This window comes from Zhihengliuella alba (assembly GCF_039538765.1).
Taxonomy (GTDB): Bacteria; Actinomycetota; Actinomycetes; order Actinomycetales; family Micrococcaceae; genus Zhihengliuella; species Zhihengliuella alba.
This window is the reverse complement of record NZ_BAABCJ010000005.1, coordinates 355509-372431: the sequence shown is the minus strand read 5'-3', so window position 1 is coordinate 372431 and position 16923 is coordinate 355509. Positions and strand designations below refer to the sequence as shown.

Annotated in this window: 15 protein-coding genes; 2 read left to right on the top strand and 13 right to left on the bottom strand. The window is 69.2% G+C overall.

Annotated features, from left to right (window positions below; translation table 11 throughout):
* Positions 1 to 5 precede the first annotated feature (5 nt).
* The 9 genes from ABD784_RS11265 to ABD784_RS11225 all read right to left on the bottom strand — a co-directional run bounded on the left by ABD784_RS11265 (position 6) and on the right by ABD784_RS11225 (position 11926).
* Positions 6 to 1283 (bottom strand): flavin monoamine oxidase family protein, encoded by a 1278-nt coding sequence (locus ABD784_RS11265; RefSeq protein ID WP_344884463.1) that lies wholly within the window; start codon positions 1281 to 1283, stop codon positions 6 to 8.
* Between the two features lie 142 nt (positions 1284 to 1425).
* Positions 1426 to 2769: an MFS transporter gene (locus ABD784_RS11260; RefSeq protein WP_344884460.1), complete on the bottom strand. Its 1344-nt coding sequence runs from the start codon at positions 2767 to 2769 to the stop codon at positions 1426 to 1428.
* A 195-nt stretch (positions 2770 to 2964) separates the two neighbouring features.
* On the bottom strand, positions 2965 to 4065 hold the full coding sequence (locus ABD784_RS11255) for a proline racemase family protein (RefSeq protein ID WP_344884457.1): 1101 nt from the start codon (positions 4063 to 4065) through the stop codon (positions 2965 to 2967).
* A 41-nt stretch (positions 4066 to 4106) separates the two neighbouring features.
* Positions 4107 to 5561 (bottom strand): purine-cytosine permease family protein, encoded by a 1455-nt coding sequence (locus ABD784_RS11250; RefSeq protein WP_344884454.1) that lies wholly within the window; start codon positions 5559 to 5561, stop codon positions 4107 to 4109.
* Between the two features lie 59 nt (positions 5562 to 5620).
* Complete coding sequence (locus ABD784_RS11245) at positions 5621 to 7018, bottom strand: NAD(P)/FAD-dependent oxidoreductase (protein WP_344884451.1); 1398 nt, start codon at positions 7016 to 7018, stop codon at positions 5621 to 5623.
* Between the two features lie 17 nt (positions 7019 to 7035).
* Positions 7036 to 8391, bottom strand: coding sequence for an NAD-dependent succinate-semialdehyde dehydrogenase (locus ABD784_RS11240; RefSeq protein WP_344884448.1), 1356 nt, complete (start codon positions 8389 to 8391; stop codon positions 7036 to 7038).
* Between the two features lie 37 nt (positions 8392 to 8428).
* On the bottom strand, positions 8429 to 10057 hold the full coding sequence (locus tag ABD784_RS11235) for a thiamine pyrophosphate-binding protein (protein WP_344884445.1): 1629 nt from the start codon (positions 10055 to 10057) through the stop codon (positions 8429 to 8431).
* A gap of 136 nt (positions 10058 to 10193) precedes the next feature.
* Positions 10194 to 11591, bottom strand: a complete 1398-nt coding sequence (locus tag ABD784_RS11230) for a PucR family transcriptional regulator (protein ID WP_344884442.1) — start codon at positions 11589 to 11591, stop codon at positions 10194 to 10196.
* Between the two features lie 140 nt (positions 11592 to 11731).
* Positions 11732 to 11926 (bottom strand): response regulator transcription factor, encoded by a 195-nt coding sequence (locus ABD784_RS11225; RefSeq protein ID WP_344884439.1) that lies wholly within the window; start codon positions 11924 to 11926, stop codon positions 11732 to 11734.
* Between the two features lie 23 nt (positions 11927 to 11949).
* Here ABD784_RS11225 and ABD784_RS11220 point away from each other — a divergent pair, with 23 nt between their 5' ends.
* Positions 11950 to 12288, top strand: coding sequence for a multicopper oxidase domain-containing protein (locus ABD784_RS11220; RefSeq protein ID WP_344884436.1), 339 nt, complete (start codon positions 11950 to 11952; stop codon positions 12286 to 12288).
* On the opposite strand, the gene ABD784_RS11215 is transcribed toward ABD784_RS11220, so the two are convergent.
* The 4 genes from ABD784_RS11215 to ABD784_RS11200 all read right to left on the bottom strand — a co-directional run bounded on the left by ABD784_RS11215 (position 12213) and on the right by ABD784_RS11200 (position 16073).
* Positions 12213 to 12872, bottom strand: coding sequence for an ABC transporter ATP-binding protein (locus ABD784_RS11215; protein ID WP_344884434.1), 660 nt, complete (start codon positions 12870 to 12872; stop codon positions 12213 to 12215). The genes ABD784_RS11220 and ABD784_RS11215 overlap by 76 nt on opposite strands.
* Positions 12872 to 14140 (bottom strand): hypothetical protein, encoded by a 1269-nt coding sequence (locus tag ABD784_RS11210; protein ID WP_344884431.1) that lies wholly within the window; start codon positions 14138 to 14140, stop codon positions 12872 to 12874. The genes ABD784_RS11215 and ABD784_RS11210 overlap by 1 nt, the downstream gene beginning before the upstream one ends.
* Positions 14140 to 15069, bottom strand: coding sequence for a hypothetical protein (locus ABD784_RS11205; protein ID WP_344884428.1), 930 nt, complete (start codon positions 15067 to 15069; stop codon positions 14140 to 14142). Before ABD784_RS11205 ends, ABD784_RS11210 begins: the two co-directional genes overlap by 1 nt.
* A gap of 143 nt (positions 15070 to 15212) precedes the next feature.
* Positions 15213 to 16073, bottom strand: a complete 861-nt coding sequence (locus ABD784_RS11200) for an NUDIX hydrolase (RefSeq protein WP_344884425.1) — start codon at positions 16071 to 16073, stop codon at positions 15213 to 15215.
* 108 nt (positions 16074 to 16181) lie between these two features.
* On the opposite strand from ABD784_RS11200, the gene ABD784_RS11195 reads away from it, so the two are divergent.
* Positions 16182 to 16787, top strand: a complete 606-nt coding sequence (locus ABD784_RS11195; RefSeq protein ID WP_344884422.1) for an NAD(P)-dependent oxidoreductase — start codon at positions 16182 to 16184, stop codon at positions 16785 to 16787.
* Positions 16788 to 16923 lie beyond the last annotated feature (136 nt).

Sequence of the window (16923 nt, the reverse complement as noted above, 5' to 3'; positions counted from 1 at the left end):
CGTGGTCATCCGATGGCCTGCCGGGAGGCGGTCGGGGTGGAAGTCAGCTGATGAACGACGCGTTGGGCCGCCCGCTGACCGCTGCGGATGGCCCCCTCCATGAGGCCGGTGAAGTCGGCATCGGTGTACTCGCCGGCGAAGTACACATTGCCGACCGGCTGCTCCAGCACGTCCCCGTCCCCGGCGAGGACCTGCGGCGAGTGAGAGGAGTACGCGCCGCGGGCCAGCGGGTCCGCGGACCAGTCCGTGACCAGGCCCGGCAGGTCCGTGTCGAAGGACAGGTCCGGACGGGCCGCCCGGGCCGCATCGGCCCAGCGTGCTGGTCCCTCGTGGACGGCCGCAGCCTGCAGTGCCGCCTCCGAACCCATGAACCCGTTGAGCACCGGGGCGACGTCGCCGCTGGCGTCGACGGCGGTCCAGTTCCAGAACCTTCCCTTGACGGACATGGTGGCGCTGGTGGGCGCACTGGAACGCAGCGGCAGATGGAGTTTGGCCGCGTGCCCCTGCAGCACGCGGTCGAGCACCGTCTGCTTCCACTCCGGCAGGGGAAGCTGCACCGTCCTGCGGTCCCGGACGATCTCCAACGGGAGGGCGACGATCACGGCGTCGAAGACGGCGGCGGAATGCGCCGTGTAGACGGCCACGCCGTCATCCAGCTGGGTGACGCGCTGGACGGCCTCGCCGGTCCGCACCGCCGGACCGAGGCGGGTCGCCAGCGCCTTCGGCAGGCCCTGGTTGCCGCCGCCGACACGCCAGCTCGGCAGCTGGCGGAAGGAGGCGATGTGATTCAGCGCCGCTGCGGTCACCTTGTCCGTGCCCACGGTGGTCGAGATCTCGATGCGGGCCCGGAGCGCCTCGACGACGCGCTCGTCCAGGTCGAGGCGGCGGAGCACCTCCTCGGCCGACGGTGCACCCGGGAGGGTCCGTGCGAGCTCGGCGGCCCGCTGGCCGGCAGCGGCGATGTCGTCGGTAGTGATCTCCGGCGTCTCGACCAGGGCCCGGACGTAGTAGCTCATACCGGTTTCGATCAGCGACAGCCCAGTGAGGTCCAGGAGCTCTCGCATGGCGTCGTAGCCGTCCAGGACGAACTCGGCCCCGCGTTCGACGATGCTCGCGAAGTCGTGACCCGTGTTCAGCGCCTCCGACCACACGCGGCCGCCGACGCGGTCGCGCGCCTCGAGCACGGTGACGTCATAGCCGGCCTCGCTCAGGTGCGTGGCGGCAGCAAGACCGGCCAGACCGGCGCCGAGGACCCCGACCGTGGGGTTCCGGGCGGCGCTCATCGGAGTTCTCCCTGGCCCGGAGCGGGAATTGCAGAGCAAGCGTACATGGAAGGTCCTTCGAGGTAACGGCTGGTGCGTGGTCGACCAGGCGGGATGGAAACGTGTTGCCGGCGCTTCGCGCCTCCGGGCGGGAGGGACCCGCTCAGTGCGAGAAGCCGACGGCCGTCTCGGTCAGCGTCTTTCCCTTGGTCTCCGGCGCCAGCCAGTGCGAGAGCATGGCCCCGAGGAGAGTCAGCCCGGCGGCCATGAGCATCGTCGCCTGCGCTCCGAAGTTCTCCATGGAGTACGGCAGCAGGAACGTGCCGGCACCCGCGCCGATGCGGCTGACCGCCGTCGCGAAGCCCGTCCCGACTCCGCGGATCTCGGTGGGGAAGACCTCCGCCGGGTAGATGCCGGTCAGCGTGTTGTAGCCGGCGTTGAGGAAGGAGAAGGCCAGGAAGCAGACGAGGACCACCCAGGCCGGGGCGCCTGCCCAGAGCCCGATGATCGCCAGCAGCGCGAAGCACACGTACTGCGGCGGGACGGTCAGCACCCGACGACCGACTCGATCGACCAGGATGACGGTCAGGATGACGCCTGCGGTGGCCAGGGCGGAGAGCCCGACGCCGCCGGCGAGGCCCTGGCTGAGTCCGTAGCTCTCGAGCACGCTCTCAGCGAAGGTGGCGATCGCGAAGTACGGGGTGACGGCGCAGAGCCAGAACATCGACGTGAACAGGGTGGCCCGCCAGTACCGCTGCGAGAACAGATCCGAGAACTTCCCCTTGCGCTGGTGCTCGTGCTCGACGTCACTCATGTCATCGAAATCCAGGAGGTAACGGTGCGCCAACGCCTGCGCCTCGTCGTGCCGCCCCTTGCTCCAGAGCCAGCGCGGCGATTCGGGCAGGCCGATCCGGGCGATGAACAGGATCACGGCCAGGATGGTGCTCGAGCCGAGGATGACCCGCCAGTCGACCGACGTCGTCGTGGTCAGCGCGTAGCCCACCAGGAAGGCCGTCATGAACCCGGCGTAGAAGGCCACCAGGGTCAGCCCCATGAGCCGCCCCCGCATCCTGGCCGGCGCGAACTCCGACATCATGGGCCAGCCGACGGAGTACTCGATGCCGATCGCGATGCCCATCACCAGACGCACCACGAACAGCTGCCAGGGCTCGTCGATGAAGAACTGCAGGGCCGATCCGACCACGAAGAGTCCCATGTCGATCATGAACAGCGGCTTGCGGCCGAACTTGTCGCCCAGCCAGCCGCCGATCGGCGATCCCACGAGGATGCCGATCAGCGTGGAGGCGACGATGAGGCCCTCCCACAACGGGGTGAAGCTCAGGTCGGTGCTGATCCTGCTGATCACCGTTCCGACGATGCCGAGGATGTACCCGTCCAGGAACATCCCGCCGATCAGCACGGCCGTCAGTCGGACCAGGAAGCGGCGCTTGCGTCTGGTGCTTTCAGGGCTGTCGGCCGGTATCGATTTGCTTCGCGTTGAAGACATGACTGCTCCAGGTTTCGGGGTCGTTGATGGAACTCCCTCACTTCGCCGGAACAGGGAGGTCCTGGGATGATCACTTCTCGTCGCCGTCCGGTCGGCGGCGCGGATCTTGCATTCGACGCCTGCTTTCCCACGGGCAGGCGGATGGAGTGGGCTGGAGCTGCGGCGCCGGGGAGGCGCCGCAGACCGCGCGTGCCGCTAGGCCGCGGGCTCGGGGCTCCGTGGTGCGACGGCGGCCTCCTCCTGGGCGGCCCAGATGTCGCCGACTGTGAATCCCTCGGGGAAGGGGTCGTCGGCATCGAGCACCCAGGTGGTGTAGCCGGTGATCCAGGCCTGCCCGCTGATGGTGGGGACGACTCCGGCACGGCCGGCGATCTCCACCTCCCTGACCAGCTCGCCTGTGTAGACGGTGCCGAGCATGCCCTCGTGCCGGAATGGCTGCCCGAGGGGGAGCTCGCCCTTCGCGTGCAGGGCGGCCATCTTGGCGCAGGTGCCGGTGCCGCAGGGGCACCGGTCGATGCCGCCGGTCCAGGAGGAGGGATCGTCGAAGTCGATGGCCCCGCTAGCGACCATCACCGCGTTCTTCCGGTCGGCCTCCGGGTTGTCGGTGGCACCCGAGAGCTGCGCGATCGTGATGCCGATCCCGGGGTAGTCGGGGTGCTCCACCGGTAGCTGGTCCTGCGCCGCCCTCAGGATCAGGGCCGCGGTGCGGGTGATGTCCCGGCCCCGCTCCGGCACCAGGTCCAGCGACGGGAACTGGTCGACGTCGGCGATGACGTAGAACATGCCTCCCCAGGCGACGTCGACGGTGACCTGGCCGAGTTCCGGCACCTCGATGACGGCATCGCGGTAGACGGAGAAGGCCGGCACGTTCTCGAAGGTCACCTGCTCCACCTTCCCGTCGCGGCACTCCGCCGTGATCCCGATCAGACCCGCTGGTGCCTCGAGGTTGAACTTCGTGACCGGCTCCTGCATGGGGATGATGCCGGTCTCGAGCAGGACCGTGACGACGGCGATGGTGTTACCGCCGCTCATCATGGGGTACTCGACCTGCTCCATGATGATGAACCCGGCGGCCGCCTCGGGGTGCTTGGGCGGGACGATCAGGTTGCAGCACAGCGGCGGGTAGCCGCGTGGCTCGCGGAGCATCAGCTTGCGCAGCTGGTCGTCGTTCTCCTCCAGCCACTTCGCCTGCTCGTAGACGGTCTCCCCGGGGATGTGCCCGACGCCGCCGGTGATGACGCGCATCGGTTCGCCCGAGTGGGTTTCGACGGCCTGGATCATTCGTTTGACTGACATGGTCTTCCTTCGAGGCGATGGATGGATGGTGGGGAGCCGTGTCATTCCACGGGGGTGCCGATGCGCTCGAGGTCGCGGTCCGACTCGGCGATGACCCGGAGCTCCCCCTCCGTGTCCTGGTTCCGGCAGAGGAGCCAGTAGATGACGCAGCCGACCGGGATGCCGACGAAGAACGCGATGTCGACGCCGAGGGCCGCGGCGACGGGACCCTGGAACGAGCCGACGTGCATGAACGGGACCATGAGCAGCAGGGTGAGCAGGTAGGCCGTCATGCCGCGCCAGTTCCACAGCCCGTAGATGCCGTGCTTCTTGAAGATCTCCGCGACGGAGTAGTGGCCCCGCCGGACCACGAAGAAGTCCGTCAGGTTCACCGACGTCCACGGCCCCATGAGGTACGCGACGACGGTGAGGACGGTCGCGAAGCTCGTGTTGATGAAGTCGTCGGGGATCAGGACCGCCGCGACGGTCCCCGTCACGCCGATCAGCAGGATGGTCGTGATGCGCAGCGTGCGGGTCGGCTGGACGTTGCGGATGCTGTCGAGCGCGGTGATGAGCGTCAGCGATCCGCCGTAGGCGCACATCGCCATCAGTCCGAGCAGCCCGAGGCCGCCGCTGATGAGCATCACCTCGCCGAGCCCGGGGAAGACGTAGCCGCCCGTGACCACCAGGCCGTTGATGATGCCCTCGGCGGGGAGCAGTGCGGCGCAGACGGCGCCCACCCCCATGAAGGTGAAGAGGCCGAAGAACAGGCCGAGGGAGGTGACCGCGATGATCGCCGGCTTGCTGGTGCCCGGCGGCATGTACCGCGAGTAGTCGGAGACGAAGAAGGCCCAGGTCAGCTGGTACCCCGTCGCGGCGGAGACCACGATGAGGAACGATCCGAGGTGGAACGACTCCGACAGGTCGAACAGGGTGGCGGGGATCGACCCGGTCGCCAGCAGTCCGGCGATGTAGACGGCGATCGCCACCACGAGGATGCCGGTGATGATGCGCTGCGCGGTGTGCAGCCAGTGGTAGCCGAAGATCGCCAGGAGGGTCGCGACGGCGCAGACGCCGACGATCCACGGCTGCGAAGCTCCGCCGGCGAGTTCCGCCGCCGTCGCCCCGAGCAGGTCGCCGCCGAGGACGATGTAGCCCCAGTAGACGACGATCGCCATTGCCCAGATGATGAGCGCTCCGTAACGTCCGAACTGCGGGCGCGACTGGATCATCTGGGGCAGGCCCAGGTGCGGGCCCTGCGTGGCGTGCGCCGCGACCGGGATCGTGCCGAGCAGCGTGCCGAGGGCGAGCGCGATGAGCGTCCACCCCAGGTTCAGCCCGAGCACGATCCCGATCGCTCCGGTCGCCAGGGAGAGCAGCTGAGCGCTCCCCGCGAACCAGATGGTGGCCTGGTCCGAAAGCCGTCCCCGGCGCTCGGACAGGGGGACGTAGTCGATCGAGCGCGCTTCCACACGGGACAGGACGCCCGAGGTCGAGCGTGGAGTTGAGGTACCCACGGTCTGACTCCTTACAAGGTGCGATGTGATGGATGGGGAGCGCGCTCGATCCGGTCGCCTCAGCGGCCGGCGATCCGATCGGCGATCTTCGCGACAGCGCTCGTCTCGGACGATTCCGACCGGTCCTCGCGCTGGTCGGCCCACCGGTAGGCCGCGTACAGGCCCGTGGCGCCGATCCAGCGCAGCGGCTCGAACTCCCAGCGGCGGGCCTTCCGTCCCGTCCAAGGGAGCCGCGCCAACTTCGTGTCGCGACCGAGGATGAGATCGCGCAGGGTCCGGCCGGCCAGATTGGTGCCGCTGAGCCCGTGCCCGACGTAGCCTCCTGCCGAGGCGAGCCCCGTGCCAGCGTCGTAGTTCACGGCCGCGGACCAGTCGCGCGGAACGCCGAGGACGCCCGTCCAGGTCTGCTCCAGTCCGATGCCCTGCAGCGAGGGGAAGAGCTGAGTCAGCCGCTCGCGGATGAGGTCGACGCCGAACTCGGCCGTCCGTCCGCGGCGGTCGAAGTTCGAGCCGAAGTCGTACGGCTTGCCCCGCCCGCCGATTGCGATCCGGTGGTCCGCGGTCAGCTGGAGGTAGGAGAAGCTGTGAGCGGTGTCGCCCAGGAGTTCCGCGCCGCCCCAACCGATGGTGGCCAGCTGCTGGTCAGTCAGCGGCTCGGTGATCACCAGGCTGCTGTTCATCGGCAGCAGCGTGCGCCGCTCTCCGGGGAGGCTGGCGGTGTAGCCCTCCAGGGCGCGCACCACCACGCGGGCGGAGACCTCGCCGCGGTCGGTGACCACGGTGTGGGGCTTGAGGGCCGTGGCCGTGGTCTGCTCGTAGATCCGCACCCCCAGCCGCTCGACGGCGGCAGCCAGGCCGAAGGTGTACTTGGCCGGGTGGACGCGTGCGCAGTGGGGCGTCGAGTACCCGCCCATGCCCCGGTTGACGTTGACGCGCTGGTTCAGCTCCGAGGCGGTCAGCGTGTGGACGTCGTCCTCGCCCCACCCCTGCTGCTTCATCTCCTCCACGTGGTGGTACGCACGCGCCAGTCCGGCCCGAGAAGTCGCCACGTGGATCAGACCGGTCTCGTCCACCGAGTCGCCGAAGCCCTCGCGCCGGGCGACGTCCACGCTCTCCCTGACGGCCCCGAACATCTCCTGCTGCATGGCCAGGGCCGCGTCGCGGCCCCGGTCAGCGGCGTACCGGCGGAACGGGCCGGCGGGTTCGGCGCTCATCCAGCCACCGTTGCGCCCGGAGGCGCCGAAGCCGCAGAACTCGCGCTCGATGATGGCGATCTCCCAGTCGGGCTGCTCCTGCTTGAGGTAGTACGCGGTCCAGAGGCCCGTCATACCGCCGCCGACGATCGCGACATCGACGTCGATCGGTCCCGGAAGGGGAGCCCGGGGCGTCGGCCAGCCGGCGTCCCGGACCCAGAAGGAGACGTCCCCGTTGATGAGCTCTGCGCTCTGTGCAGACATGTCGGTTCCTCGCATTCTCAGCCGGCGAACCGGTAGATCTTCTTGTTGGCGAACGACTCCATGCCGAGGCGCCCCATCTCGCGGCCGAAGCCGGACCGCTTCACGCCGCCGAAGGGCACGTCCGGCCCCTCCAGCTCGGCGGAGCCGATGAAGACCATGCCGCACTCGAGCTGATCGCCCACGCGCTCGGCCCGCTCGCGGTCGTCGCAGATGATGATCGAGCCCAGGCCATACGGCACGCCGTTGGCGATCTCGATGGCCTCATCGTCGGAGGAGACGCGGTAGAGCTGGGCCACCGGGCCGAAGAGCTCCTGGGACGCCACCTCCATGTCCGGGGTGATTCCGGTGAGGACGCCGGGGGTGTACACATTCCCCTCGGGCTCGTTGTTCCCCACCACCAGCTCGGCGCCTTCGCGCACGGCGGCCTCGACCTGCTCGGTCAGGCGGCGGGTCGCCTGCTCCGAGGACAGCGGTCCGAAGTCGCCGTTCTCGTAGGACGCCTCGCGGATGGCAGCCGTGAACTTCTCCGCGAACTCGTCGTAGTGCTTGTCCATGACGATGATGCGCTTGGTGCCGTTGCACGCCTGGCCGGTGTTCTCCAGTCGCATGCCCACGGCCTGCTCGACGGCGAAGTCCACGTCGGCGGTGTCGAGCACCAGGAAGGGGTCCGAGCCGCCCAGTTCCAGGACGCAGCGCTTCAGGTGCTGCCCGGCCTGGGCCCCGACGATGGAGCCGGCACGTTCGGAGCCGGTGAGGGAGACGCCCTGCACCCGCGGGTCGGCGATGATCGTGGAGATCTGCTCGTGCGAGGCGTAGAGGTTGATGAACGCGTCCTCCGGGAAGCCGGCCTCGTGGAAGATCCGGGCGATGACCGCCGAGGACTCGGGGCACTGCTCGGCGTGCTTGAGGATGACCGTGTTGCCCAGGATCAGGTTGGGGATGGCGAAGCGGGCCACCTGGTAGTACGGGTAGTTCCACGGCATGATGCCGAGGATCACGCCCAGCGGCTGGGTGCGGACGAAGGTCCGCAGCCCGTCGGCGACCGTGAGCGGTTCGTCCGCCAGCCACTCCTCCGCGCGCTCGGCGAACGTGGTGATGATATCGGCGGAGAACTCGACCTCCGCGACGGACTGCTCGAGGGGCTTGCCCATCTCGCGGTGGATGATCTGAGCCAGCTCGTCCTTGTCCTCGGTGAAGAGCTGCGCGGCGCGGCGGGCGAAGCCGGCGCGCTCGGCGAGCTCGGTGGTCCGCCCCCAGCCGGTGTAGGCGCGGTGGGCGGACTCGATCGCGTCGGCGATCTCTGCGTCAGTCGCCGCCGAGTACTCGGTGAGGCGCTGTCCGGTGGCTGGGTCAGTGACGGCGTAGGAAATCATGGTCAACCTCTGGTGATCTCGTCTGGGATGATTCGGTTCAGGAGCGCATGCCGGCGGCGGCCCGGCTGTGCTCGATGACGTGGATGACGGTGGGGCGGTCGGCCTCCAGTGCCTGCAGCACGGTCCGCCCGAGTTCGGTCGGATCGCTCAGGTGCACGCCATGGCAGCCCATGGCCTCAGCCATGGCGGGGAAGTCCGGGGAGCGCAGCGCCACCGAGTGGACGCGGTCGCCGCGGTCGTCCATCTCGTTGCGGATCTCGCCGTACCCGCCGTTGTCGTAGATGATCACGGGGAGGCCGAGGCCGGCCTCCGCGGCGGCGGCGAGCTCGCCGATGACGAACATCATGCCGCCGTCTCCCTGCAGGACGACGACGGGGGTCTCGGGGGACGCCACCTTGGCCCCGATGCCTGCCGGCAGGCCGTAGCCGAGCGTGCCGAAGCCCGTCGGGAACAGGAACGACCGCGAACGGTGCAGGCGGATGGCCGGGACCGCGCCGTTGTAGGCGGACATCGCATTGTCTGCGGCGATCACCGTCTCGGCGGGAAGAACCTCGTTCAGGGAACGGAAGGATTCCATCCACGCCTCCGCGGACGCTTCCTGGGCCTGGGAGAACCGCTCCTTGAGCTCGGTCTGCGAGCGCGGCTCGCTGGCGCCCTCACGGGCCGGGAGCGCCTCCAGGAGCAGCCGGAGAGTCTCCGCGGAGTCGCCGAGCAGCGCGTGGCTGGGTGCGACGTTGGTGAGCAGCCCAGTCGGGTCGACGTCGATGCGGACGAAAGTGGCCGGGAAGTCGGGGTAGCGGCCGAACCAGTCAGCGGAGGCCAGCTCGGTGCCGATCGCCAGCACGGCGTCGACGCTCTCGACGAGGCCCGGGAACGCGTCGATCTGCATGCCGGCGCCCAGTGCCAGAGGGTGGTCCTCGGGAAGCGTGCCCTTGCCGTTGGTCGAGGTGATGACGGGGGCGTCGAAGTACTCGGCCACCGCGGCGACCTGGTCGCCGGCGTTCGCCGCGCCGCCACCGGCGATGATGAGGAGCTTCTCCGCACCGGACAGGGCCTCCGCGGCGCTTTTGATCTGCGCCTCAGCCGGCACGACGGGAGCGGCGGGGGCCAGCGGGGCCACATCCGCCACATTGCCCTGCGCATCGATCAGATCGAGGGGGATCTCGAGGTACTCGGGCCGCGCGCGGCCGTGCCCCATCCGGGCAAATGCACGCGCGACGGCCGTGGGGATCTCCGCGAGGCTCTGTACGCGGTGGCTCTGGCGGACCACGCCGGCCAGGGTGGCGCGCTGGTCCACCTGTTCATGGAGCAGTCCGTCGCCGTCGCTCGGGTGGTCGGTCGGCACGCCGGGCGCGATGAGGAGCACCGGCACCGAGTCCGAGTACGCCTGGCCGAGGGCCGTGGCGGCGTTCGTGGCGCCGGGCCCGGTGGTGGTCACGACGACGCCGACGCGTCCCGAGGAGCGGGCGTAGCCGTCGGCGGCGTAGCCGGCTCCCTGCTCGTGCCGGGTGGTGACGTTCCGGATGCCGTGGTCGTCCATCGCCGCGAAGATACCCAGGTTGTGCGTACCGGGGATCCCGAAGACGGTGTCGACGCCATGAGCGGAGAGGGCTGCCATGAGCAACTGTCCGCCGCTGCGCTCCTGTGGTTGGTCGTTCGTGTTCATGTGCAGCACCCCTCGTGCGTCGTTCAACAATGTGGTCTGCAACACACGCTACGGGAGGGCTGTGACCCGTGCTATCAGACAGATTGCTACATCTGCCTGTCGGTTTATCAGAAGTGATAAACAATGGTGGATTCGGCTAGGAGCCGCGCTCCACGACGTACTGCTCCCAGGCGGTACGGGCGAGCCAGAACTCGGCCAGGTGCTGCGTACGGCGCACGCTGCGCCCTGTCAGCTCCTCGACGCGGTTCATCCGGTAGGCCACGCTCTGCCGATGCAGGTTCTGCGCCTTGGCCGTCTCGTTCCAGTTCTGGTCGTGATCGAGGAACGCGAAGAGCGTCTCGCGCAGCGACGTCATCTTGGGGTCCTCGCCGGCCAGCGGCCCCAGGACGCCCTGCACAATGTGCTCTCGCTCGGAGCGGGACCGTCCCAGGAGGGACAGCCGTTCGCCCCTGAACTCACGCCAGCGCTGGCCGCGTGCCCTGGCGAACTGGTACTCCGAGACCGCTTCCTCGATCGCGCCGCCGAGGTCGCCCTCGTCGTGATGCACGGCCGAGGCCCCGACGACGAGTCCCAGCTCGTCCAAGCGCTCCCGCACGTCCGGAACTCCGGCCACGGGCACGGCGACGACCTGGCGCCCGTCGACCTGGCCGCACACGGCGGGCGAGGAGGTCAGGGCGAGGCTGAGCGGCACGCGGGCCGCGACGTCGCACTCGGTGACCATCACGCGGTAGCCGGGGCGCTCCAGCCCCCAGTGCTCGGTCAGGGCGCGGCCGGCGTCCATCCGGCTCGCCAGGGACCGCGTCAGGACCTCCTCGCCGCGGTCGACGTGGTCGACGGCGGCCTGCAGGAGCTCGTTGGCGTCGACCTCCAGCACCTGGGAGAGGTGGACCATCGACAGGCCGTCCAGGAACTCCTCGCTCTCGAGCAGCAGGTGCGTGGGCCGGAGGGTCCGCAGCGGGTGCCGCCGGCCGCTGGCCGGGGCCACCGTGCCGTCGCCGATGACCACGCACGACGTCTCGTCGTCGACCACGGTGACCTTGGTCGAGAAGAGCTCGGCGAGCGGCCGTCCGGACCGTTTCTCGGCGGTCCCGCGCCGGCCCGCCACGTTGTAGAGCTTGGCCAGGCGGAGCACGCCCATGGACTGCTCCTCGGCGCCGAAGGACGCCACCATGCGGGACAGCGCGACGAACGGCGTCTGCCGCTCCGTGAGCAGCACCGGGAAGCCCCGCGCGTTGGACTCGTCGGCGAGGGCCGGGGTGAGCGGCGGGGCGAACCCGTGGTCGCCGATCGCGATCCCGGCCAGGCCGGCGTCGTCGAGGTCCGCGATGAACGCGCGCTGGGCGTCGCTTCCCGCGGGGACGCACATGCCGACGGTCATGAGGAGCTCGTGCGGCTGGAGCCACCGGGCCGGGTCCTTCAGCTCGCACGAGTGCGCCCAGAGGACCGGGCGGTCCAGCCCGGCCGCGCCGCTGTGCGTGCGCGTGCCGAGGACAGGGCTCGCGACGAGGTCGCGGATCGTCAGGGATTTCGCCATCGGCATTCGAGGCCCGGTGGCAGCTGCGCGCACCGTGACCGCTCCTCCTTGTCCGTGGACGTGGCTGTCAGGTTCATCAGCTTAGCCAGGATCGGCACGGCGGGAACCGCACGGCGTCAGCGCATCCAGGGCTTGCGCGATCAGCGGGACCCAGGCTCCACCAGCCCCGATTCGTAGGCGATCACCGCGAGCTGCGACCTGTCGCGCGCGCCGAGCTTGGCGAGGAGCAGGCCGACATAGGTCCGCGCGGTCTCCAGTGAGCTGTGCAGTGCCCGCCCGACCTCGTCGTTCGACTCGCCGACGCCGACGCACTGGAGGACCTCGCGCGCTCGCATCCTCTGGTACCATCCGCGCCCGCATGGCTCCACGCGAGGACGACGCCGTCGAGCAGCGGTTCTTCACGCTCACCGACCGGTGCATCAACGGACGGCCGATGGACATGGTGCGCGTGGACGACGTGGTCCGGGTCGGCTCCACGGAGGTATGGGAGGTGCGCAGCACCAATCCCTTCCCGCACAACTTCCACGTGCACGACGTCCAGTTCCGGGTGGCGAGCATCGACGGTGCCGCCCCACCCGACCCTGGGCTCAGTGCCGGGGCACAGCCACTAGCCGGAGCGGGTCAGCCGCGCTCCACCAGTCGCCCGTCGGCCAGCACCAGACGACGGTCGCAGGCGCGGGCGACCGTCTCGCTGTGAGTCGCGATGATGAACCGCCTCCCTTGGCGCTGCAGGTCGGCGAAGAGGTCCAGAATGCTGCGTTCGGTGCGCTCGTCGAGTGCGCCGGTCGGTTCGTCGGCGAGCACGACGTCGGGACGTTTCGCGAGGGCTCTAGCGATGGCCACGCGCTGGGCCTCGCCGCCCGAGAGATGCCGGACCGGCTTTCGCTCGAAGCCTTCCAGCTGCACGGCCGCCAGGCACTCCGAGGCGCGTTCCTCCGCGTCCTCTCCCGGGCCGACCCCGAGCCGGACGTTGTGCAGCACGTTTCGATCCTCGAGCAGATCGTAGCTCTGGGTCACGTAGCCGATGTGTCTCATTCTGAAGTCCGCCGATGCCTGCTCACGCTGGGGCACCAGCTCGCCGGCGTGGAAATAGGACCCCGTATAGGCGCCGTCCAGCCCGGCCAGGATTCGCAGCAGCGTACTCTTGCCGGAGCCGCTGCGCCCCAGGATGGCGATCGAGCGATCATGATCCGCCATCGTCATGTGGAGCGCATCGAAGAGTCGCCGCTGCTGGCCGTTCGGTTCGCGGACGGTCTTGGAGAGAGAGTCGAGCTGGAGCATCAGGTGTCCATCCTTCCGGAGGTGTGGTCGATGAGTCGTCGAAGGAGGTGGCTCTCGTGGGCGGCATCGACAGAAACCAGGAGAACCAGCACGCCGGCCGCGGACCAGAGGCCGGCCGGACTGGCCTGTGGCAGAAGGCTGAGTCCGACCGCTGTGCCCGCCGTAGCCGCTGCGTACTGGACGAGGGCCGTGAGCAGCAGCATCCTCCGGATTGCACCGCGGCTGTAGCCGAGCCGCCAAAAAGCGAGGGCCTTTGCCTGCCGACGCCGGAGCAGCTGGGCGTTCGCGAAGCCGCTGGCCACCAGCACGCCGAGGCACAGGAGGACTCCGATCCCCTGCACGAGGGCCAGGTTGTCCTGGATGATGGATTTCACCAGGGAGAACTGGAGTAGGTAGTCGGGGAGGTTGGCCACCGCGTAATGCTCGAAGCCACTGTGGTCCGACGCCTCTGCCAGTTCCCCCAGCACCTGGTCGGTGCTGAGGCCTCGCGGCACGGCGATGTCGGCATTGACCATGGCGAAATAGAGAATGCCGTAGAAGACCTGGTCCTGCGCAGCGAACTGCTCTGCAGACGGGGGATACGGGATCAGCAGATGGTGGTCGAGATAGAAGTTCATCTCCCCCTGGTAATAGAGGGACGCTTCCTCCTCGAGGATTCCGGTCACCTGCATCCGCATCGGCAGCGTGTAGAAGTTGCCGTCGATGACGTCGCCCACCTCGTACACTCCGGCGTAGCTGCTCCCCAGCAGGACGGGCACGGCGCCGTCGGAGTAGTCCACATCGCCCCAGTCCGGCGGAGTCCCTTCGGAGACGGCGAGCCTGTAGAAGTCAAAGGCCTTCTGATTCAGCTGGACCGCCTTGACATCCTGCACCCGGCGCCCGACCTCGTCCGTATAGGGCCCGCCGACGCTCCCTTCTGTTCCGTATCCGGCGTCGAAAGTCTCGTTCCCCCGAAAATCTCGGACAGGAACCGGCTGGTCGAAGACGGACAGGAGGTCGAACTCGTCGGCCTCGTTGAGCTCGTCGTAGAAGGCTCCCAGCTGTTCCAGATTGGTCCGGGACTGCCTGAATTCGTAGAAGTCCTCAGGGTCGGCCAGTCGATCGACGAGCTGGTACATGTTGGTTTCGGCTTCGGCCGAGAAGCTTCGGTTGATCGCGGTGTCGGTCGACTGCGCGAAGGAGGCGATATTGAAGACCGTCACCGCCAGCAGGGCCCAGGTCAGCGCCTTGCAGGTCAGAATGAGCCAGTTCCGGCGCAGGTCGAACACTAGCTCCACGGCGCCACCGGCCTCCGGAGGTGGGCGGCCGTCAGGAAACTGACGACAACTGCGGAGGCCACCAGCGCCTCGACGCCGAGGACGCTGGCGCCGGAGACCATCGGGTCTCCGGCGAGAACGGCCGCAGCGAACGCGGGGAGGCCCGCCATCACCGCGACCAACCCGAGCTGCCCGACGGACCGCACCAGAACTGGAAGGCGCCGATGGCCGAGCAGGTGGAGGACATGGTGTCGACGCTGGAGCAAGGACGCAGCGAGCATCCCCGTGAACACTGCCCCTGCGGTCACGATGGCGGTCCCCAGTCCGAGCAACAGCGGCGAGACGAAGTCGACGTTGGTGCGCCGGTTCGTGTCCTCGTTCATCCGGGCGACGCCCTGACTCCCGAAGTTCTCGACATACCGCGCGTAGGCGTCGACGCGGTCGACGACGATCGGACCGGATCCGTCGAATGCCCGCGCCGGGTCACTCAGGAGTACATCTGCTGCCAGCAGACTGTCGGGGCCCGCTCCGAGACGCCCGATGACTTCGTAGATCTCGCCGTCGTACTCGAAGTACTCCCGTCCGTCCCGGTCGACGACAGGAATTGCCGCCCCGACAATCGCCGCCTTCTCCTCGCCCGCCCAGAAGGACCGCCCCTCATGAAGAGGCAGATTCAACCCGGTCGGGTCGTCGACCAGCAGATTCCGCACCCTTGCCTCGCCGGGCAGCTGGACGTAGATTCGCGTCTCGGGGCCCAGCGTGCGCGCCTTCCGGACGATCTCCCGGGGGTTTCCGGTGACGCGGATGCTCGCTGTCGAGTAGAGCTTGTTGCCCTCCAGCGTGATCGCTTCCTGCTTGGTGTTGTACACCGAGAGAGCCGAGCCCAGGAGCATGAACAACAGCGTGAGCCCTCCGACCATCGCGACGGTCCGACCGGACATGCCAGTACCCCCCCTGAATCACTGCTATTCGCGCCCCACCTCGCGGGACTACCTCCAACGAATAGAGCACCGAGTGCATCCTAGTTCAGGACGGTGACGTTACCGCCAGCGGGCGGGCGGTCTCACGCCGGGGCGATCTCAGATCAGTGCTGGTCGAGCGTCCAGGGCGGCTCCGTCACGTCGAGCCGGAAGCGGCGATTCGGCTCCACGAGTTCCAGATCCATGCCGGCCGCCGCGTCCGCCTCGGCGTCGGGTTCGGCGGGATGCTCGTCGATCCACGCCGCGTCGCCCGCCCACACCACGTACTTCCGGCCGCCCTTCTGGACCATCTGGCTGCGGTACTGCACGGGCGGATCGGCGGCCAGCCCGGCGACGGCGGCGCCCACCGTGGCATACCCGCCGAGGAGGTGCAGCGTCAGCCAGAGCGGCGGGACCAGCACCATGGTGCCGGCGCCGTGGCGCTCGAGCGCCTCCCGCGGGGTGATCCACACCGAGTCGGCGTGCTCGCCGGGGCTCAGCACGACGGCGTCGCTCCCCTCCCCCGGCAGCGGCGCGAGGAAGTACCAGGCGCGCATGCGCCGGGCCTGCTGCCGGGGCGGCACCCAGCAGGACGTCGGCACCAGCGCCGCCTCGTCGATGACCAGGCCGGTCTCCTCCGCGGTCTCGCGGACGGCGGCCCGGCGCGCAGCCCGGATCAGGGCCGCGGGGACGGCGTCGACGGGCAGATCCGGAACGGTCCGGTTCCGCGCGCCGTCGGCGAGCGCCGCCAGCTCGGGGTCGGCGGATCCCTCCAAGCCCTCCAGGCCGACGTAGTCCTCCGGGTCCACGAACCCGCCCGGGAAGACCCAGGCCCCGGCGAACGTGCGGCTGCTCCCCAGGCGCTCGAGCAGGAGGACCTCCAGCCCGGCGTCGCCGTCGCGCAGGAGCACCGCGGTGGCGGCGTCGCCGTCCAGGGTCGGGAGCCCGTCCTGCTGCGAGGGCTCGGCGGGACCGCTTTGCGTCATGTTGAGCTCCTCGGAATCGAATGGCGCGCTCGATGGTTACCGTAGTCGCAATCATTCGATCCCGCAGGCGGCACGGCCCGCCTGCGGACACCCAGGACAAGGATCCACATGAAGATCGCAGTGTACGGAGCCACCGGCATGGTCGGCAGCCAGATCGTCGCCGAGGCGCTGACCCGGGGGCACGAGGTCACCGCGGTGTCCCGCTCGGGTGCCGAGGTCCCCGGGGCGGCCTCGGCGCAGGCGGAGCTGACGGACGTCGCCGCGTACCGCGAGCTCGCCCAGGGCCACGACGTCGTCATGATCTCCGTGCCGACCCCGCGCGACGGCAGCGACCACGGCCCCATCCGGGCCGCGCACGAGGAGATCGCGGAGACGCTGGTCCCGGCACGGGTCTTCGTGGTGGGCGGCGCGGGCGCACTCGAACTCCCCGGCGGCGGACAGCTGCGCGAGACCGAGGGCTTCCCGCCGGAGTACAAGTCGGAGGCGGACAGCTTCGCGGAGATCCTGAGCTACTACGAGGACTCCTCGGGCGTGAACTGGACGATGCTGGCACCGGCACCGGTCATCGCCCCGGGCGAGCGGACCGGCGAGTACAAGGTCGGCGTGAACAACCCGGTGGGCGACTCGATCTCCACCCAGGACTTCGCGGTTGCCGTCCTCGACGAACTCGAGGAGCCCAAGAACGAGAACCGCCGCTTCACGGTCGCCAACTGAGACGAGTCACCGAGCAGGAGTAGGACGGCAGGAGTACGACGGCGGGGTCCCGGCAGGTGCCGAGGCCCCGCCGTCGTCGTCGGGTCGGATCTTTCGACGAACCGGCAGCGTCAATGCGCCGAGGCCCGAATCGGCC